This is a genomic window from Allobosea sp. LC85, from assembly GCF_000735605.1.
Taxonomy (GTDB): Bacteria; Pseudomonadota; Alphaproteobacteria; order Rhizobiales; family Beijerinckiaceae; genus Allobosea.
Map to the genome: position 1 here is coordinate 26,807 of NZ_JPKG01000006.1, position 19,152 is coordinate 45,958.

The 19,152-nt window shown below is 65.4% G+C and carries 19 protein-coding genes; 12 read left to right on the plus strand and 7 right to left on the minus strand.

Annotated features, from left to right (window positions below):
• Positions 1 to 4: 4 nt before the first annotated feature.
• Positions 5 to 760, minus strand: a complete 756-nt coding sequence (locus FG93_RS01210) for a tRNA1(Val) (adenine(37)-N6)-methyltransferase (protein WP_052513174.1) — start codon at positions 758 to 760, stop codon at positions 5 to 7.
• Positions 753 to 977 (minus strand): DUF2007 domain-containing protein, encoded by a 225-nt coding sequence (locus tag FG93_RS31590; protein WP_081881227.1) that lies wholly within the window; start codon positions 975 to 977, stop codon positions 753 to 755. Before FG93_RS31590 ends, FG93_RS01210 begins: the two co-directional genes overlap by 8 nt.
• Positions 978 to 1,127: 150 nt before the next feature.
• Here FG93_RS31590 and FG93_RS01215 point away from each other — a divergent pair, with 150 nt between their 5' ends.
• Positions 1,128 to 2,144 (plus strand): polyprenyl synthetase family protein, encoded by a 1,017-nt coding sequence (locus FG93_RS01215; RefSeq protein ID WP_043231695.1) that lies wholly within the window; start codon positions 1,128 to 1,130, stop codon positions 2,142 to 2,144.
• A gap of 14 nt (positions 2,145 to 2,158) precedes the next feature.
• Here the strand turns inward: FG93_RS01215 and FG93_RS01220 are convergent, their stop codons facing one another.
• The 3 genes from FG93_RS01220 to FG93_RS01230 all read right to left on the minus strand — a co-directional run bounded on the left by FG93_RS01220 (position 2,159) and on the right by FG93_RS01230 (position 6,955).
• Positions 2,159 to 3,043 carry a 4-(cytidine 5'-diphospho)-2-C-methyl-D-erythritol kinase gene (locus FG93_RS01220; RefSeq protein ID WP_043230992.1) on the minus strand — a complete coding sequence of 295 codons (885 nt, stop codon included), beginning with the start codon at positions 3,041 to 3,043 and terminating at the stop codon, positions 2,159 to 2,161.
• Between the two features lie 32 nt (positions 3,044 to 3,075).
• On the minus strand, positions 3,076 to 4,854 hold the full coding sequence (locus FG93_RS01225) for a tetratricopeptide repeat protein (protein WP_244448462.1): 1,779 nt from the start codon (positions 4,852 to 4,854) through the stop codon (positions 3,076 to 3,078).
• Between the two features lie 421 nt (positions 4,855 to 5,275).
• Complete coding sequence (locus tag FG93_RS01230) at positions 5,276 to 6,955, minus strand: electron transfer flavoprotein-ubiquinone oxidoreductase (RefSeq protein ID WP_043231697.1); 1,680 nt, start codon at positions 6,953 to 6,955, stop codon at positions 5,276 to 5,278.
• A gap of 219 nt (positions 6,956 to 7,174) precedes the next feature.
• Between FG93_RS01230 and FG93_RS01235 the strand changes: the two genes are divergently transcribed.
• The 4 genes from FG93_RS01235 to FG93_RS01250 all read left to right on the plus strand — a co-directional run bounded on the left by FG93_RS01235 (position 7,175) and on the right by FG93_RS01250 (position 11,668).
• Positions 7,175 to 7,987, plus strand: coding sequence for a uracil-DNA glycosylase family protein (locus FG93_RS01235; protein ID WP_043230994.1), 813 nt, complete (start codon positions 7,175 to 7,177; stop codon positions 7,985 to 7,987).
• A 150-nt stretch (positions 7,988 to 8,137) separates the two neighbouring features.
• Positions 8,138 to 9,568: a cytochrome ubiquinol oxidase subunit I gene (locus FG93_RS01240; protein ID WP_043231700.1), complete on the plus strand. Its 1,431-nt coding sequence runs from the start codon at positions 8,138 to 8,140 to the stop codon at positions 9,566 to 9,568.
• A gap of 13 nt (positions 9,569 to 9,581) precedes the next feature.
• Positions 9,582 to 10,586, plus strand: coding sequence for a cytochrome d ubiquinol oxidase subunit II (cydB, locus tag FG93_RS01245; RefSeq protein WP_043230997.1), 1,005 nt, complete (start codon positions 9,582 to 9,584; stop codon positions 10,584 to 10,586).
• 200 nt (positions 10,587 to 10,786) lie between these two features.
• Entirely contained in the window at positions 10,787 to 11,668 is an 882-nt protein-coding gene (locus FG93_RS01250) for a neutral zinc metallopeptidase (protein ID WP_043231000.1), read from the plus strand.
• Between the two features lie 68 nt (positions 11,669 to 11,736).
• On the opposite strand, the gene FG93_RS01255 is transcribed toward FG93_RS01250, so the two are convergent.
• Positions 11,737 to 12,225 carry a glycosyltransferase family A protein gene (locus FG93_RS01255; RefSeq protein WP_043231003.1) on the minus strand — a complete coding sequence of 163 codons (489 nt, stop codon included), beginning with the start codon at positions 12,223 to 12,225 and terminating at the stop codon, positions 11,737 to 11,739.
• A gap of 127 nt (positions 12,226 to 12,352) precedes the next feature.
• On the opposite strand from FG93_RS01255, the gene FG93_RS01260 reads away from it, so the two are divergent.
• The 3 genes from FG93_RS01260 to FG93_RS01270 all read left to right on the plus strand — a co-directional run bounded on the left by FG93_RS01260 (position 12,353) and on the right by FG93_RS01270 (position 15,582).
• Positions 12,353 to 13,543 (plus strand): PA0069 family radical SAM protein, encoded by a 1,191-nt coding sequence (locus FG93_RS01260; protein ID WP_081881228.1) that lies wholly within the window; start codon positions 12,353 to 12,355, stop codon positions 13,541 to 13,543.
• Positions 13,544 to 13,594: 51 nt separating this feature from the next.
• Positions 13,595 to 14,206, plus strand: coding sequence for a ribonuclease HII (gene rnhB, locus FG93_RS01265; RefSeq protein WP_052513179.1), 612 nt, complete (start codon positions 13,595 to 13,597; stop codon positions 14,204 to 14,206).
• A gap of 275 nt (positions 14,207 to 14,481) precedes the next feature.
• Complete coding sequence (locus FG93_RS01270; protein ID WP_043231006.1) at positions 14,482 to 15,582, plus strand: site-specific DNA-methyltransferase; 1,101 nt, start codon at positions 14,482 to 14,484, stop codon at positions 15,580 to 15,582.
• Here the strand turns inward: FG93_RS01270 and mutY are convergent.
• Positions 15,557 to 16,633, minus strand: coding sequence for an A/G-specific adenine glycosylase (mutY, locus tag FG93_RS01275; protein WP_081881274.1), 1,077 nt, complete (start codon positions 16,631 to 16,633; stop codon positions 15,557 to 15,559). The two genes, FG93_RS01270 and mutY, sit on opposite strands and share 26 nt — an antisense overlap.
• Before the next feature lie 77 nt (positions 16,634 to 16,710).
• Here mutY and FG93_RS01280 point away from each other — a divergent pair, with 77 nt between their 5' ends.
• The 4 genes from FG93_RS01280 to FG93_RS01295 all read left to right on the plus strand — a co-directional run bounded on the left by FG93_RS01280 (position 16,711) and on the right by FG93_RS01295 (position 19,151).
• Complete coding sequence (locus FG93_RS01280; RefSeq protein ID WP_043231009.1) at positions 16,711 to 17,307, plus strand: demethoxyubiquinone hydroxylase family protein; 597 nt, start codon at positions 16,711 to 16,713, stop codon at positions 17,305 to 17,307.
• Positions 17,308 to 17,319: 12 nt separating this feature from the next.
• Positions 17,320 to 17,883: a GNAT family N-acetyltransferase gene (locus FG93_RS01285; protein ID WP_043231011.1), complete on the plus strand. Its 564-nt coding sequence runs from the start codon at positions 17,320 to 17,322 to the stop codon at positions 17,881 to 17,883.
• Between the two features lie 48 nt (positions 17,884 to 17,931).
• Positions 17,932 to 18,414, plus strand: a complete 483-nt coding sequence (locus FG93_RS01290; RefSeq protein ID WP_043231014.1) for a DUF721 domain-containing protein — start codon at positions 17,932 to 17,934, stop codon at positions 18,412 to 18,414.
• 107 nt (positions 18,415 to 18,521) lie between these two features.
• Entirely contained in the window at positions 18,522 to 19,151 is a 630-nt protein-coding gene (locus tag FG93_RS01295) for a DsbA family protein (RefSeq protein WP_043231016.1), read from the plus strand.
• Position 19,152 lies beyond the last annotated feature (1 nt).

Genomic DNA, 19,152 nt, shown 5'->3' on the forward strand with positions numbered 1-19,152 from the left:
CCGGCTAGGATAGCAGTGCTCTGCCGCGGTGAATCGCTTCGCTGACATCAGTGAAGCGACCATCCGGGCCGTTGAGGACGAAAGCCGGCAGCAGCTCTGCCGGCTTTTTGCTGTTCAACGTGGCCGTCACGATGACGCGGATCGCCGGCCGATCGGCCGAGGCGTGCACGGGGCGGATGGCGACGCCGCCGAAGCCGGTCTCCAGCCCGTTCAGGATAACCCCCAGCGCCTCGGAGCGATGAATGATCGCGACGCGCCCGCGCGGCCTGAGCAGCCGGCGCGCTGCCTTCAGCCAGGCTTCGAGCGGCTGGTCGGCGACATGCGCCGTTCGCCGATTGCCGACTGGCGATGCCCTCACCGTGTCATCGGCAAAGAAGGGCGGGTTCATCGCGACGCAGCCGAAACCTGCTGGCGCAAGGCCGGCCTCGCCGGAGCCCCCGACGTCAGCCGCAACGATCCTGACCCGAGCGCCCAAGCCGTTCAGGACAATGTTCCGCTCGGCCAGCGCCGCAAGGCCGGGATGCCGCTCGATCAGAGTGACCGTCAGCTCCGGCCGAAGCATCGCCGCTGCAAGACCGACCGTTCCGACACCAGCGCCGAAATCAGCCAGCGGGCCGACCTCATCTTCCGATAGAGCCGCGGCGAGCAGGATCGCATCTGTGCCGGCACGATGCCCCTTCTTCGGCTGGCGCAGGATCAGTCGGCCACCGAGCAGACGGTCCTCGACGATGTCGCCGAGCTCCGTCTCCGAATCACTCATCGCGCAGCTCCCCGCCGAACCCCGCCTCGATCAAAAGCGCTCGAGCTCTTCGGCGATCCGCTTCGCGCACGAGCAGGCGCCTCTGGAAGGCTCCGGTCATGCCTTCGAGCGCGCTCATATGCTGGTCGGCGATCAGACAATCGAGATCGGCGGAGGCGAGCAGCGCCTCAATGGCGCCGAGCAGGACAAGGTCATTGGTGCGGACGAGTTCGTGCATTGTGTCATGGAGACGAAGGCAGGGTCCGTGCGCAAGCCATTTTCGGCCCTGGACTCGCGGGTGCGGCGTCAAAGTGCAATTGCGGGGGCTGGCCACCCATGCAACGGTTGTGGCAATGCAACAAAGCTGAAATCGGCCGGAGTGAGCAGCGTGGGCGTCGTCGTACCCTTCGAGGACAAGGAACAGGCACAGGCCAGCATCGATGGTCTCGTCGGCCTGACACGCACCGACATGGAGCGCGTCAATGCGATGATCCTGTCGCGCACCGGCTCGGACGTCACCATGATCCCCGAAGTCGCCAACCACCTGATCTCGTCGGGTGGCAAGCGCCTGCGGCCGATGCTGACGCTCGCGACGGCTGCGCTCTGCGGCTATCGCGGCGACGGTCATGTCAAGCTCGCGGCCAGCGTCGAGTTCATGCACACCGCAACGCTGCTCCACGACGATGTCGTCGATGAGAGTGACATGCGCCGCGGCAAGCTCGCGGCCCGCATGGTCTGGGGCAATGAGGCGAGCGTGCTGGTCGGCGACTTCCTGCTCGGCCAAGCCTTCAAGATGATGGTCGAGGTCGGCTCTCTCCGCGCGCTTGATATTCTCTCCACTGCAGCCGCCGTCATCGCCGAAGGCGAGGTGATGCAGCTCGCCGCGGCCAAGAACACCGCAACGACCGAGGACGAGTACCTCGCCGTCATCCGCGGCAAGACGGCGGAGCTGTTTGCGGCGGCCTGCGAAGTCGGACCGGTGATCGCGGAATCCCCCAAGGCCGATGCTGCCGCCTGCCGCAGCTTCGGGCTCAATCTCGGCATCGCCTTCCAGCTCATCGACGACGCGCTCGATTATGGCGGCGTCGCGAACAAGCTCGGCAAGAACACCGGCGACGATTTCCGCGAGGGCAAGATCACCCTGCCGGTCGTGCTCTCCTTCCGACGCGGTGACGAGGCTGAGCGCGCCTTCTGGCGCCGCACGCTGCAGGATGGCGAGATCAAGGACGGCGATCTCGAGGAGGCGCAAGCGATCATGCGCCGCCACCGCGCCCTCGACGATACGATCGAGCGGGCTCAGCACTACGCCAAGATGGCGAAGGATGCGCTCGGCCTCTTCCCGGCCTCGCCGATGAAGCAGGCGCTGAACGAGGCGGTCGATTTCTGCGTGGCGCGGGCGCACTGAGCGTCCCGCAGACCTCACCTCAGCAAGGTCGGCTTGATCCACCAATCCGGCCGCTCAACCGCCAGCAGCTTCGCAGCGGCAGCGCTCTGGCGGCAATCGTCGAACAGGGCAAAGCAGGTCGCGCCCGAGCCTGACATTCTGGCGAGCCGGTAGCCCGGCAGCCGGGACAGCCGCTCCAGGACCTCGGTGATGACCGGTGCGACCTGGGCCGCCGGTGCTTCGAGATCGTTGCCGGTGCGCTGCAGCGCGGCAAGCAATTCCGGAGCAGCCGCAAAGCTCTCGTCCGCGCCGAAGCCCGCTTCCGCGGCGGCTGGGCAAGACTGCCCCCACGCGAGTCCGAGCGCACGGAAGACGTCTGCGGTGCCGATGGCGACATTCGGGTTGACCAGAAGGGCGAAGAGCGGCGGCAGGCAGAGCGTGGGGCCGAGACGCTCGCCAATCCCGGCCATGATGCGTGCGCGCGACTCGAGGCAGACCAGGACATCGGCGCCAACCTTGACGGCGGCGCGCTGTAGCTCGGGCGAGGCAGGCGGGAGACCGTTCAGCCTCGCCAGCAGGCGCAAGGCTGCTGCCGCGTCGGCTGAGCCTCCGCCAATACCGGAGGCGACCGGCAGACGTTTGACGAGGTGGAAATGTCCGGCTCGCAGTCCCGGAAGCTCGTCCGCCAGCGCCTGCACGGCACGGAGAACCAGATTGCCGTCATCCGCGACAAGACCGGTGCCTTGCGGACCGCTGATCGTCAGGTCGAGGGCCGAAGCCGGCTCAAGCGCCAGCGAATCACCGACGCTGGCGAAGGCGACGAGGCTTTTCAGCTCGTGATACCCGTCGGCGCGACGGCCGAGGATTTTCAGATCGAGATTGACCTTGGCGCGAGCGCGGGTCGTCAGCGCAACAGGCACGCGAGGTCCGTCACGGCGTCACAACGCATCGGTCAGCCACCATCCGCCTTCGGCTCGGCGGCATTGGCGGACGGGGGCTCCTCGAGCCCTTTCTCGATCTTGTGCTTGATCTTGGCCAGATCCTCGGGCTCCGGGCTGAGGTCACGTGCGGCGTTCCACTGGAACACCGCCTCCAGCTTGCGGCCGACGCGCCAATAGACATCGCCGAGATGATCGTTGATCACGGGGTCCGAGGGCCGCAGCTCCATGGCGCGCTCGAGTTCGCGCGCCGCCTCGGTAAAGCGGCCGAGCCGATAATAGGCCCAGCCGAGCGAATCGGTGATGTAGCCGTCACGCGGGCGCAGCTCGACAGCCCGGCGCAGCATGCCCAGCGCTTCATCGAGCTTGAGATGCTGGTCGACCAGCGAGTAGCCGAGATAATTGAGCACCAGCGCCCGCTCGCGCCCCAGCGCCTCTGGCATCAGCTCGAGGGCCTTGCGCAGATCCTCCTCTGCCTCCGCCCAACGCTTGATGCGCTCGCGGGCAATGCCACGGAAGTAATAGAGGTCCCAGTTCGAGCGGCCCGGCGAAGCGAGTTTCGCGATCGCCTTGTCATAGGTGTCGGCTGCCTCGGCGAAGCGCTTGCGAGAGCGGTAGACATTGCCGAGCGCCGAGAGCGCATCGACATCATCAGGACGCGCTGTGATCAGCGTTTCGAGATGCTTCACCGCCTCGTCCGACTTGCCAAGCGCTTCCAGCGCCAGACCGGACTGGATCTCGGCATTGGCAGCCAGCGGCGAACCCGACGGCATGCGGTTGTAGACCGTCACCGCATCGTCGAGCTGCTTGGCCCGCTCGAGGATGTCGCCGAGCGTCAGGACAGCGAGATCGTGATTGGGGTCGAGATACAGCGCCAGCCTGAGATAGAGCAGCGCCGCCGCCTCATCCCCCTGGCGATTCCCGGCACTGGCGAGACCATAGAGCACTTCGGCTGCGCCCTGCTGCGCCGTGGCGACCGTACGGGCAAGCGGCTCCTTGGCGGCAACCCGGGTCAATCCGTCACGCACGATGGGGTGATTCGGCAGAAGCCTGTCGAAGGCGCCATAGGTTGCCGCGGCTCCGTCGAAATCGCCGGAGCGGGCCTGGAAGCGAGCCCAGAGATCGACGAGGCGCAGCGTCGTCTTCTCGGCCTCATAGGCCGCCTTGAGCCGGCGCTCGGAATCAGCTTTGCGGCCGGCGATGTCGAGGATCAGGCCGGCATGATAGTCGCGGAAAAGGTTGTAGGAGGGCTCACCCTTGAGCCGCTCCAGCGTCTCGATCGCGCGGTTGGTCTGGCCGGAGCCGGCATAGGACCAGGCGGAGAGCAGTGTCGCCGTGATGTCGGCGGAACGCCCGCGCCCACCGCGCTGCAAGTGATTGCGCGCCGTCTGATACTGCTTTTGCTTGATGGCGCGAATGCCGATCGCGAGTTGCGCCAACCCGTTGCTCGGGTCGCGCTGCACCAGCTTCTCGGCGGCGCGGAACGCGTCATCCATGGAGCCATCGGCCAGGAAAGCGACGAAACCGCGCTCAAGCAGATCGTTGTTCTTCGGATCGCCCTTGATCGCCTCCCGCAGGTAGACCGAGGCCGCACCAAGGTCTCGGCCGGCACCGGCCACGATCGCAGCCAGATAATTGCCTTCAAGGCTTTCGGCAGGCTCAAGCGGCTCGGTGGTGCGGGTCGGCGCATTGGCTTGAGTGGTGGCCTGCGCAGCGGCCCCGGCATGAAGCGCGACAAACATGGCCAAGGCCAATGTCACGCCGGCCCCGCGGCCGTTCATTCGAAACGTCACGACTGCTATTCTCCCTCGGTCCGCTGCCTCGTGTGGCACAGGGGCTGGGTCCATTCAGCGCGACCGTGACCGCTTCGCATAGGCGCGCAAGATGGCCGTTTCCAGGCGCCCCGGCAAGCCGCAAAGCCGGCGGCAGATCGCCTCCGTAGCAAGGATGCAACAGGCACTGCAATCATTTCGTGCGGCGCACAAATGCAGGAATTCCACGCTGCAAATCGGCACGCCATCACCGTAGCAGCTGCATCGTTCGGATCTGTGGCGGCGTTTCGTCCAGGAGCATCCAAGAGGGAAGATCGTTCGCTCAAGTCGCCGCCGTCATCGACCGCGCCTCGCAGGGGCCAAGCGACCATTGCGGCAGGAAAGACCGCCGCCCTGGCAGGGGCGCGGCCTCCTTATTGCACCGGTCGCCGTCGCCGCCTCATCACATGTTCGAGTAACCCGGGCCACCGCCGCCCTCGGGCACGACCCAGGTGATGTTCTGGGCAGGATCCTTGATGTCGCATGTCTTGCAGTGCACGCAATTCTGCGCGTTGATGACGAAACGCGGATCGCTCTTCGCCTCGTTATCGCTGTAGACGACCTCGTAGACGCCGGCCGGGCAATAAAGCGGAGCGGGCTCGCCATAGAGCGGCAGGTTCTTCGCCACCGGAATAGACGGGTCGGTCAGCTTCAGATGGGCGGGCTGATCTTCCTCGTGATTGGTCGAGGACAGGAACACCGACGACAGCTTGTCGAAGGAGAGCTTGCCGTCCGGCTTGGGATAGGTGATCGGCGTCACGTCGCTCAGCGGCTTCAGCGTCGCGTAATCGGGTTTGCCATGCTTGAGCGTGCCGAAAGGCGACCAGCCGAAGAGCTGGTTCAGCCACATGTCGATGCCGCCGAGCAGAACACCGCCAATCGTCCCGAACTTCGACCAGAGCGGCTTGACGTTGCGGACCGGCTTGAGGTCGCGGCCAATCGGGGATGAGCGCCAGCTGGTTTCGATCTCGCTGACTTCATCATGGGCGCGTCCCGCTGCCAGCGCCGGCACGAGATGCTCGGCCGCCAGCATGCCGGACAGGATCGCGTTGTGGCTGCCCTTGATGCGCGGCACGTTGACGAAGCCGGCCGCGCAGCCGACCAAGGCCCCTCCCGGGAAGCTCAGCTTCGGCACGGACTGCCAGCCACCTTCGGTGATGGCGCGCGCGCCATAGGACAGGCGCTTGCCGCCCTCGAAGACCTCCCGGATCATCGGGTGCGTCTTGAAGCGCTGAAACTCGTCGAAAGGCGAGAGCGTCGGATTCTCGTAGTTGAGATGCACGACGAAGCCGACCGTGACGAGATTGTCGTCGAAATGATAGAGGAACGAGCCACCACCGGTCTTGCCGTCGAGCGGCCAGCCGAAGGAGTGCTGCACCCGGCCCTTGTGGAACTTCTCCGGCTTGACCTGCCAGATTTCCTTGAGGCCGATGCCGTATTTCTGAGGCTCACGATCCTTGTCGAGGCCAAAGCGCTGGATCGCGATCTTGGAAAGCGAGCCGCGCGCACCTTCGCCGAGCAGCGTGTAGCGCCCGCGCAGTTCCATGCCGCGGGTGAAGCGTTCGGAGACCGTGCCGTCCTTGGCGATCCCCATGTCACCCGTGGCGACACCGGTGACGGCGCCCTTTTCATCGAAGAGAAGCTCAGCGGCGGCGAAGCCGGGATAGATCTCGACGCCGAGCGCTTCGGCGCGGGCCGCGAGATATCGCGTCACCAGCCCGAGCGAGCCGACGAAATTGCCGTGATTGTTCATCAGCTTCGGCATGCCGAAATTCGGCAGCCGCAGCCCGTTCGGCTCGGTCAGGAAATAGAAGATATCCTCGCTGACTTCCGTGGTCAGCGGGCGAGCCTCGTCCGCGCGCCAGTCGGGCAGCAGGGTGTCGAGGCCAATCGGATCGATCACCGCGCCAGAGAGGATATGGGCGCCGACCTCGGCCCCCTTCTCGACCACGACCACCGAGATGGCCTCGTCGAGCTGCTTGAGGCGAATGGCGGCTGCAAGACCGGCGGGACCTGCGCCGACGATGACGACGTCATAGTCCATGCTCTCGCGCGGGGTGCTTTGCGCTTCCTCGAGTTCCATCCTGCCCTCCGCCAGCAACTTTCGCCTCGACAGCGATAGTTTATATATGAACGATCATGCCCTCTGGCTCAAGCCAAACCGAAACCAGATTGGAACCCCTCTATCCGAGCCCACGTTCCAATTTGCAACCGCGATCGACGGGCCGGCAAGCACGCGAGCGCCGGGACAGCAGCCCAAGAGGTGTCGCGGAGCCGCGCCGGACCGTGCTAAGACGCCGGGATGATCCCTGCTGGCCACGATCCCGTCGAACTCATTGCCTGGTACGCCGAGATGGGCGTCACCGAGATGCTCGACGAGACGCCGCATGATCATTTCGCCGAATCCGCACAGGCTGCCGAAGCAGCCGCCACGCAAACTGCAGCCCGCCGCAATCCTCTGCGTGCGGTTCCCGCCGCACGCGTCATCGCTGCCGACGGCACGGCGCCTGACGAAGCGATGCAGAGCGCGCGCCTGCTCGCCGGGCAGGCCAAGACCCTCGACGAATTGAAGGCGGCGCTGGCCAGCTTCGAGGGTTGCGCGCTCAAGGCGACGGCGAAGAATCTCGTCTTCGCCGACGGCAATCCGGAGGGGCGGGTGATGTTCGTCGGCGAGGCCCCCGGTGCGGATGAGGACCGGCTCGGCCTGCCCTTCGTCGGCCGCTCCGGCCAGTTGCTCGACCGGATGCTGGCCGCCATCGGCCTCAACCGGCAGGAACATGTCTACATCGCCAACCTTCTGCCCTGGCGTCCGCCCGGCAACCGTACGCCGACTCCGCAGGAGGTAGCGATCTGCCTGCCTTTCATTCAGCGGCAGATCGAACTCGCCAATCCCGATATCCTCGTCTGCATCGGCGGCCCCTCTGCCCAGGGCCTGCTCGGCTTCACCGGCATCCTCGCCTCGCGCGGCAAGTGGACGGAGTATGAAATGGGCGGCCGGCGCATCCGTGCGCTTGCCACGCTTCACCCCGCCTATCTGCTGCGCCAGCCCCTGCAGAAGCGCCTCGCCTGGCGCGACATGCGAGCGCTCAAGACAGCGCTCGACGCAATCAGCTAAAGTATTCGCCTGCGACAACGCGGCCCTGCCTCTGCGACACTCCGGCCCCTCGCGCAGCTTCTGATTTGACTAATTTGCGTCACAGCGACGATGCTGTGCGGGCAGAGTCGTTTCAAGCCGCTCGCGCGGCGTGCCGGCCGGAGCCTTGCGATGGAAATCGACGCCTTTCTGCTTTCGCGCATTCAGTTTGCTTTCACGGTTTCCTTCCACATCGTCTTCCCCGCCTTCACGATCGGGCTCTCAGCCTATATCGCGACATTGCTCGGCCTTTGGCTGAAGACCGGCGACGACAAGTTTCACCTGCTGGCTCGGTTCTGGACCAAGATCTTCGCGGTCTCATTCGCGATGGGCGTGGTCTCGGGCATCGTGCTGTCGTACCAGTTCGGCACGAACTGGAGCCGGTTCTCGACCGTGGTCGGCAACGTCATCGGCCCGCTGATCGGCTACGAGGTGCTGAGCGCCTTCTTCCTCGAAGCCTCCTTCCTCGGGGTCATGCTGTTCGGCTGGAAGCGCGTTCCGCCCTGGCTGCATTTCCTGTCGGCGGTGATCGTCGCCGGCGGAACGGCATTGTCGGGGTTCTGGATCCTCTCCGCCAATAGCTGGATGCAATATCCGACCGGCCACGAGATGCGCGACGGCATCGCCTACCCCGTCGACTGGCTGCAGATCATCTTCAATCCGACCTTCCCCTTGCGCTTCATGCACATGATGACGGCGGCCTATCTGACCACGGCCTTCGTGGTGCTGGCGACGGGAGCGCGCCATCTCCTGGCCGGGACGAGCATCGAGCCTGCCAGGACGATGGTGCGGATGGCGATCCTGATGATCGGGCTGACGGCTCCGGTCCAGGCCGTCATCGGCCATCAGCACGGCGAGGACACGGCAAAATACCAGCCGGCGAAGCTCGCCGCGATCGAGGCGCATTGGGATTCGTCCAAGCCCGGCGCCCTGGTTCTCTTCGCCTGGCCTGACGAGCAGGCCGGCATCAACCGTTACGAAATCGCGATTCCCGGCCTCGCCAGCCTCGTGACCCATGGCAGCATGAGCGCCCTCTTTCCCGGCCTGAATGATTTCGCGCCGCAGGACCGACCACCCGTCAAGATTCCCTTCTTCGCCTTCCGCCTGATGGTCGGCATCGGCTTCCTCATGATCGGCTTCGGCTGGCTCGGCGCCTATCTCTGGTCGCGCGGCAGAGTGTTTGCGGCACGACGCTGGCTCTGGCTGGCGCAATACACCTGGCCACTCGGATTCGTCGCCATCCTGGCGGGCTGGTTCGTGACCGAGGTCGGGCGCCAGCCCTGGCTCGCAACGGGCGTGCTACGCTCGGTCGACTCCGTCTCGCCGGTGACGACGACGCAGGTCGCAATCTCGCTCGCTCTCTTCGTCTGCGTCTATTCCGTGGTCTTTGCGGCCGGAATCTTGCTGATGAACCGGTTGATCGACAAGGGACCTGACGCCCTCCTTGCCAAGGACCCGCCAGAGCAACCCTCGAAACGGACGCTCAAGGCGACGCAGGAGGACGCCTCGATCCTGTTCGGCGACGGCCATCCCGGCGACGACAAGATCCAGCCGGCGAATTGAGGGGAGAGCTGAGATGGAATGGTATCTCCCCGTCATCTGGGCCGTCCTGATCGGCACGGCCGTGATGCTCTATGTCGTACTCGACGGTTTCGACCTCGGCATCGCGATCCTCTTCCCGACAACCAGGGACGAAGGCGAACGCGACCAGATGATGAACTCGGTCGCGCCCTTCTGGGACGGAAACGAAACCTGGCTCGTGCTCGGCGGCGGCGGCCTATGGGTCGCCTTTCCGACCGCCTACGCCATCATCATGCCGGCCTTCTACACGCCGATCATCCTGATGCTGCTCGCGCTGATCTTCCGCGGGGTCGCCTTCGAATTCCGCTGGGTCGCCAAACCGCATCACAGAAAATGGGACATCGCCTTCTGGCTCGGCTCGACCCTTGCCGCCTTCGCTCAGGGGCTCGTGCTCGGCGGGCTCATCCAGGGCATTACCGTGAACAACCGCGAATTTGCCGGCGGCCCCTTCGACTGGCTGACGCCGTTCTCGGTGATGTGCGGAGCCGGGCTGGTCGTCGGCTACGCGCTGCTCGGCGCGACCTGGCTCGTCTTCAAGACGGAAGGTGCTGTCGCGGACAGGGCGCGGCAACAGGCGAAATGGCTGCTGCTCGGGTTGATGGCCTTCGCGGCGCTCGTCTCGCTGTGGACGCCCTACGCCCATCCGCGCATCGCCGAACGCTGGTTCACGCCGTCCAACATGCTGCTGCTCTGGCCGTTCCCGGTCCTGACTGCGTTCTGCGGCTACATGGTCTGGAAGCGGCTGCAGGGGCAGCACGAATTCACGCCCTTTGTGTTCACCATCGCGATCTTCCTGCTCTGCTTCCTGGGGCTCGCGATCTCGAACTACCCCTATCTCGTGCCGCCGAGCCTAACGATCTGGGATGTGGCCGCAGCGCCATCGTCCCACATCTTCGTCCTTATCGGCGTCTGTTTCCTGCTGCCGATGATCCTGTTCTACACCGCCTTCGTCTACTGGACCTTCCGCGGCAAGGTGAGGGCCGACAGCGGCTATCATTGAGAAGACGGGAACCACCTTCGCACGCGCCGGTTGACGAACAGCTTGAGTTCCGGGCCTCTCTCCACGAGATTGCTCGGGACTAATGCATCGGCCCGAAATGTGGATTGCGGTTTTTCGGGAAAGCCGAAGCAAACACGGAAAGGTTAGATCATCGGACCGGATACGATATCCGGTCCGATGATCTAGACGGGGGCTTCGCCATGCGTTGGGACGATTATCGCCAGTCCGAGAATCTCGAGGACAGGCGCAATGGCGGCGGCGGCTTCGGCGGGCTTCCCGGCGGACGCGGCGGTATCGGCATCGGAACCATGGTCGTGCTCGGCCTTGTCGGCTGGGCGCTCGGGATCGATCCGCGCATCCTGATCGGCGGCGCCGAGATGCTCGGGGTCGGTCGCAGCGGCCCGCCCCAGGAGAGCCGTCCGGCCTCAGGTCCGCCGCAGGATGAGATGGGCCGCTTCGTTTCGGCGGTGCTGGCGCAGAACGAGGATATCTGGACCAAGCTCCTGCCGCAGCAGGCGAACCGCCGTTACGAGCCCCCGAAGCTCGTGCTGTTCTCGCGCGTCGATCGCTCGGGTTGCGGCACGGCGCAGGCAGCGATGGGGCCGTTCTATTGCCCGGAAGACAAGAAGGTCTATCTCGACCTCTCCTTCTTCCAGGAGATGCAGCGCAAGCTCGGCGGCGGCGGCGACTTCGCCTATGCCTATGTGATCGGCCATGAGATCGGCCATCACATCCAGAACCTGCTCGGCATCCTGCCCAAGGTGAATCAGCTGCGTCAGCGCATCTCGGAGCGCGAATCGAATGCGCTATCGGTGCGGGTCGAGCTGCAGGCCGACTGCTTCGCCGGCGTCTGGGCGCATAATGTCCAGGCGATGGGCCGCATCGACCAGGGCGATGTCGAGGAGGCGATGCGGACGGCGGCGGCGATCGGCGATGACCGGCTGCAGCAGGTGTCGCAAGGCGTGGCCGTACCCGACTCCTTCACCCACGGCTCGTCGGCGCAGCGCACACGCTGGTTCACGACCGGCTTCAAGTCCGGCTCGCTGCAAAGCTGCGATACCTTCCGCACCAACCAGCTTTAGATCATCGGACCTTTTTGTGTTTGCAGCGGCTTTCCCGAAAACCGCAATCCATTCCGATGCATTAGGTCTCAGGATACGGCACGCTCCCGGCGCACCGAAAGACGCCGCGGCGCGGCATTCAGCCGCCCAGCCAGAACCAGTCCCTTCGGCACCACAAGGCCGGCCCGCAGTCGGCGCGGGCCGAATGACAGCGCGGCGCGCTCCCTGAGCGACGCCGCAACCCCGCTCAGCGGCAGCAATGCCGGCCTGTCCGGAGCAAGCAGCAGATGGCGTTCGGCCGCCTGAATCCAGTTCGGCTGCAGAATGTCGCCCGCGCTCAACAGTAGCAGCCAATCGCCCCGCGCCTGTACGGCGCCGGCATGCCAGCTTTCAGGCACGGCGGCCCTGACATAGGTTGCGCCCGTCACGTCGGCGAGACGTTCCACGTCCCCCTCACCGTCCGCATCGACGACCACGGCGTGGCCGAGAAAACCGTCGGCAACGGCCGGGATCAGCACGGAAAAGGTCGCGGCGAGCGCTCTGGCCGGTCCGTCGGCCCTGATGACGGCTGTAAGCATGGCCCATTGATTATGACGCAGCGCAACACGCCGCAATCCCGCCACTTGCATAATGTTCTCTATATGTTCACATTGATGGCCACGGAAACACCGATTCTTACGGCCCTCTCAGGAACGGCTCAGCGCCATGCAGCAAGCCAGACCCAGTTCGCGACCGATCGCAGCCCAGCCCCTCAGACGTCATGACGGCGAAACGCTGTCGGCATCCGTGCGTGTCGCCCCGGTGGAGCCGCTCGCCTACGCCGGCCACCGCATCGACCCGGAACGGCGGCGCGGACGCGGCGCAACGATCAATCCGGGCGGACGCTTCGAGACCGAGCAGCGCGTCGCCGAAGATGACGGCTGGGGCTCGCTCGGCGAATTGCCCGCCTTCAAGACCGAAGTCGCGATCGAGAAGGCGCGCACGATCATTACGCGGAACGATTCGCCGGATATTTCGTTCGACCGCTCGATCAACCCCTATCGCGGCTGCGAGCATGGCTGCGTCTACTGCTTCGCGCGGCCGAGCCATGCTTATCTCGGGCTTTCACCCGGACTCGATTTCGAAAGCAAGCTGACGGCGAAACCCGACGCCGCGCTGCTGCTCGAGAAGGAATTGTCGGCACCGTCCTACCAGCCGCGCACCATCGCGATCGGCACCAATACCGACGCCTATCAGCCGATCGAGAAGAAGCTTCGGATCATGCGCTCGATCCTGGAGGTGCTGGCGCGCTTCCGCCACCCGGTCGGCATCGTCACGAAATCGGCATTGGTGCAGCGCGACATCGACATCCTGGCGCCGATGGCAGCGCAGGGGCTCGTCAAGGTCGCGATCTCCGTGACGACGCTCGATCCCAAGGTGGCGCGCGGCATGGAGCCGCGCGCCGCCGCGCCGGCGAAGCGGCTGGAGACGATCAGGCGATTGTCGGATGCCGGCATCCCGGTGACCGTGCTGGTCGCGCCAATCATCCCGGCGATCAACGAGCAGGAAATCGAGCGCATTCTCGACGCCGCCAAGGCCGCCGGCGCACGCGAGGCCGGTTACGTGCTGCTGCGCCTGCCGCTGGAGGTGAAGGATCTCGTCCAGGACTGGCTCCTGACCCACCACCCGGACAAGCTGCGCCATGTCGTTTCGCTGATCCGTTCGACACGCGGCGGCAAGGATTACGACTCGGCCTGGGGCCAGCGCCAGGTCGGTTCCGGGCCCTATGCCTGGATGATCGGGCGGCGCTTCGAAATGGCGGCGGAACGACTCGGCTTCAACGCAACGCGACTGAGACTCCGCAGCGACCTTTTCCTCAAGCCGGAAAAGGAAAAGGCACAGCTCAGCCTGTTCTAGACGATTGCCTTCCGGCATAAGCCCGGCAACGATTTCATTCCTGGACCGGGCATGGCCGCCGATTTCAGCCGCGAGGCGCACGCAATAGAGCAAGGGTTCTGGCCGCTGGCCGGCGTCGACGAGGTCGGGCGCGGGCCGCTGGCGGGACCGGTGGTGGCGGCAGCCGTCATTCTCGATCCCGACCTGATTCCGGTTGGCCTCGCCGATTCCAAGGAACTCGGCGCCGCAAAGCGCGAAGCGCTGTTCGGGCAGATCGCCAAAGCCGCGCTCGGCATCGGCATCGGCAGCGCGACGGCGCAGGAGATCGACACGATCAACATCAGGCAGGCGACGCTGCTCGCGATGAAGCGCGCGATTGCCGGTCTGCCGATAAAGCCGCGGCAAGTGCTGGTCGATGGCAACGACCCTCCCACTCTCCCCTGCCCCTGCGATGCGATCATCAAGGGCGATGGCAGCGTGGCCTCGATCGCGGCAGCATCGATCATCGCAAAGGTGACGCGCGACCGGATGATGGCGCGCCTGGCGGCGCATTATCCGGCCTATGGTTTTGCCGGGCACGCCGGCTATGCGACCGCCGAGCATCGCGCCGCGATACAGGCCCATGGTCCATGCCCGGAGCACCGTTTTACCTTCGCGCCGATCAAGGGCGTCTGGCGGCGCTGAGCGGCTGCCCGATGGCCTGCAAGACGTTAGCCGTTTCTTAACGTCCGATCCGGATTCGGCTGGTTTGCCAATGCACTAGGCAAAAACTGCAGCCCCAAAACGAGACGCATTTTTTTCAACCTGGAAACCCGGCTTTTACCCTGACTCCCCCAAGATCGCGACTGTTGAAGTTGCGTAATGGTTTCGGCGTCATGGGTACCTCGCGTACCGGGACTGCCAGCGCCGCCGTCCGGATTCAGGTTTCGCGTACCGGACGGCCTGCGCTGCAGTCTCGGATGAAGGCTTCGAGCCTTTCAGTTGATCTTCCGCTCGATCAGGTCGTCGTCGGCGACTGCATCGCCGCGCTCGACCGCCTGCCTCCGGCAAGCGTCGACCTCGTCTTCGCGGATCCCCCCTACAATCTTCAGTTGGGCGGCGATCTCCGCCGGCCTGACGACAGCCTCGTCGACGCCGTCGACGATGACTGGGACAAATTCGCTTCCTTCGCCGAGTACGACGCCTTCACCCGAGCCTGGCTGACAGCCTGCCGGCGGGTGCTGAAGCCAGACGGCGCAATGTGGGTGATCGGCTCCTATCACAACATCTTCCGCGTCGGCGCGATCCTGCAGGATCTCGGCTTCTGGATGCTGAACGACATCGTCTGGCGCAAGGCCAACCCGATGCCGAACTTCCGTGGCCGGCGCTTCACCAACGCGCATGAAACACTGATCTGGGCGGCGCGCGGCGAAAGCTCGAAATACACCTTTCATTACGAGGCATTGAAGGGCGGCAATGACGATCTGCAGATGCGCTCGGACTGGTATCTGCCGCTCTGCACCGGCGAGGAGCGCCTGAAGGACGCGTCCGGTGCCAAGGTGCACCCGACTCAAAAACCGGAGGCCCTGCTGGCCCGCGTCATGCTCTCCGCCAGCAACCCCGGCGACGTGATCCTCGATCCGTTCTTCGGCACCGGTACCACGGGTGCCGTCGCGAAGGCCCTCGGTCGGCGCTTCATCGGTCTCGAGCGCGACCCGGTCTATGCGGAAGCTGCGCGCAAGCGCATCGCTGCCGTCCAGCCATTGCCGCCCGAATCGTTCTCGACCGCCCCTTCGAAGCGCAGCGAGCCGCGCGTGCCCTTTCTCAGCCTGGTCGAGGCCGGGCTGGTCAAGGCTGGTGAGACCGTCGTCGACGAGAAACGCCGCCACAAGGCGACGATCCGGGCCGACGGCACGCTGTTGCTTGGCCCGGCCGTCGGTTCGATCCACAAGGTCGGAGCGCTCGCACAAGGATTGCCCGCCTGCAATGGCTGGACCTTCTGGCATGTCGAGCGCCCGGAAGGGCTGACGCTGCTCGATTCGCTGCGCGGCGAGATCAGGGCGCAGATGGCAGCGGCCTGAGCGCCTCGAGCCCGGTCTCGAGCGCCTTCAGGAAGACCGCCGGGAACGGCTCGTCACGGAGCCGCGCCAGCGGTGTGAAGCGGGAGCCTTGCGGTGCTGGCGTCGCCCGAGGGGCGCGCGCGACAAAGACCGTCAGTTCCAGCGGAAAATGCGTGAAGACATGGCGAACGGGCGTTGCAAGCCTGCGCCACTGCGCCGGAAGCGGAGCATCCCGCAAGGCCTCAGTGAGGCGGTATTCCGCACTCCACTGGCCGGTCGGCACCTCCGCCATGCCTCCGAGCAGCCCTTTGGCTGGACGCGTCCGCAGCAGAACCGCGCCATCCTCGCGCACCAGCACGAAGGCAGCCCCGTAGCGGGTTGCACCGGTCTTCTTCGCCGCCTTCCGCGGAAAGGTCTCCTGTGTCCCCAGCGCCCGTGAGACGCACGGCGCCTGCCAGGGACAAATACCGCAGGCTGGCGACCGCGGCGTACAGATCGTGGCGCCGAGATCCATCAGTGCCTGCGCGTAGTCGCCCGGGCGTTCCGACGGCAGCAGGGCCAGGGTGCGCGCCCTGATCAAGGGCTTGGCGCCCGGCAAAGCCTCCTCGATTGCAAAGAGCCGCGTCATCACGCGCTCGACATTGCCGTCGACCGCAACCGCCGGCCGGTTGAAGGCAATCGCTGCGACGGCGCCTGCCGTGTAAGTGCCAATGCCCGGCAGCTCGCGCAGGCCCGCCTCCGTATCGGGAAAACGACCAGCGTGCAGCGCCGAGACCGCCTTGGCACAGGCATGCAGATTGCGGGCCCGCGAATAGTAGCCGAGGCCGGCCCAGGCCTGCATGACTGCCTCGCTCGGCGCGTCGGCAAGGGCTCCAACCGTCGGGAACCGTGCCATGAAACGCTCGAAATAGGGCTTCACTGCAGCGATCGTCGTCTGCTGCAGCATGATCTCCGAGACCCAGACGCGATAGGGCTCGGCCCTCTCGCCGGGCAAGGCACGCCAAGGCAGGACACGGCGGTGGCGATCGTACCAGACCAGGAGATCGGCGGCAGTCGCAGCAGGGGCGCGCATTGCGAGGGTCATCTCCCCGGTTTAGCGTGCCGCCCTCCGGCCGCAAGATGCTAACGTCAATGAGCTCCCGCGATCACATGACCATCTCGCCGGAGAGCCCTGCGCCGCGCGACGCTCTCACGATCAAGCGGATCGTGCGCGTGAACCATGCCGGGGAATACGGAGCGATCCGCATCTACTCCGCGCAGATCGCGGTGGCGAGGCGGCTCTTGCCCGATATGGTCCCGGCTTTGCAGCAGATGCTCGCCGACGAGATCGACCATTGCGCCAAGTTCTATGCAGCCATGCCGGCACGCAATTCACGTCCCTGCCGGATCATGAAGCTGTGGAGTCTCGGTGGCTCACTGCTCGGCGTGATGACGGCATTGATGGGGCGGCGCGCGATTTGGGTTTGCACGGCAGCGGTGGAAGAGACCGTACACCGTCATCTCGATGAACAACTGCATTTCCTACAGGGCCGGGACGCCGATCTCCACGCCGTCATCAGCAGCATCCGCGAGGAAGAGCTGGCGCATCTTCATCATGCCGAAGCGCAACTCGGCGACAAAGCAAGACGCGCACTGCAGACCATGCTGCAATCCGCCATTGCGATAGTGACCGAAATTCTGATCTGGCTATCGACCTGGGGGGATTCCACCCGCATGACACGCGCGCTGCGGCAAGCGCGCTCGTAACGGCGAACGACCATGTCGACAGCATCGCAAACCATCCCCGCCCTTGATACGCGCCGCCTGCTCCTCAAGCCGCTGACGCTCGACGATGCACCGGCGATCCAGACGCTGTTCCCTCACTGGGAGATCGTGCGCTATCTCACCAGCCGGGTGCCCTGGCCCTACCCGCCCGACGGCGCGCTCACCTTTCTGCACGAGGTCGCCCTGCCAGGGATGGCGCAGGGCACTGATTGGCACTGGAGCCTGCGCCTGAAGACCGAGCCCGGCCAACTCGTCGGCCTGATCTCGCTCAGGGAAGGCGAGGACGAGAACCGCGGTTTCTGGCTTGGCCTGCCCTGGCAGGGGCAAGGGCTGATGAGCGAAGCAGCGGCCGCAGTCACCGATTTCTGGTTCGATGTCCTCGGGCGTTCGGTGCTGCGCGTGCCGAAGGCAGCCGACAACATCGCGTCCCGTCGCATCTCCGAGAGCGGCGGCATGCGCGTCATCCGGGCCGAGATGCGCGATTATGTCGGCGGCCGGCATCTTTCGGAGATCTGGGAGATCAGCGCCGAGGAGTGGCGAAGTCACCGGAACAGCTGATAGAGCTTCGGCCCTTGTCGCGCGGATGCGCCGGACCCAGAATACAGCATGGCAGCCAAACCCCTCGCCGACCTGATCGATGATTGCCTCGCGCCCGCGCTCGCCGCCCAGGGGTTTGCCGGGCGCGCCATCGTCTCGCTCTGGCCGGAGATCGTCGGCGAGCGGCTGGCGGCACGATCGCGGCCGCTCAAGATCGACTGGCCGCGCCGGCGCCCGGCGCCCGGCGAGACATCGGAACCGGCGACGCTCGTCGTGCGCGTTGAGGGCGCCTTCGCGCTCGACATGCAGCAACTCGGGCCCCTGGTCCTGGAGCGGGTCAACACCCATCTCGGCTGGCGAGCCGTCGGCAAACTCGTGCTGAAACAGGGACCGGTCGAGGCGCCCCAGCAGAAGCCGGCTCCTGCGCCGCCCGATCCGGCCGTCGTCGGGCGGATCGCGCAGCAGGTCGCCCATATCGAAGACCCGGAACTCCGGGCCGCGTTGGAACGGCTCGGCCTGGGCGTTGCGCAGAAATCCGCCACCACGAGATGATGACACGGCTTCGTGAGGAAGCCGTCATTGCCCGCGAACCGATCTTGCCACATTCGTGTTGACCACTATGGTCCCGACACCGATTTGGCCCCTTAGGATATTGCACGATGACGAACAGGCGACAGCTTCTGACCGGCGCGGCCGGGATCGCAGCCGCCGCGATGCTGGGTTCCGCTCCGGCCCGGGCGCAATCCTCGACTGCCGATCTCGCCGTCGCCGGCCCGCTGGGCGATGTCTGGCTCGGCAAGCCCGACGCCAAGGTCACCATCATCGAATACGCCTCGCTGACCTGCAGCCATTGCGCGACCTTCCATCGCGATACCTGGCCGGCGCTGAAGGCGAAATACATCGACACCGGCAAGGCGCGCTTCACGCTGCGCGAATTCCCGCTCGACCCGCTGGCGACCGCGGGCTTCATGCTGGCGCGCTGCAACGGCAACGACAAATATTATCCGATGTCGGACCTGCTGTTCGACCAGCAGCGCAACTGGGCTTTCACCGAGAAGCCGGTCGACGCGCTGGCCGCGATGGTGAAGCAGGCCGGTTTCACACAGGAATCTTTCGAAGCCTGCTTGAAACGGCAGGATATCTATGACGCCGTCACGCAAGTGAAGGATCGCGGGGCCAAGGCTGGTGTCGACTCGACGCCGACCTTCTTCATCAACGGGCAAAAGCGTGCAGGTGCGCTTTCGATCGCGGAATTCGACAAGATCCTCGAGCCGCTGCTGGCCGGCTAAG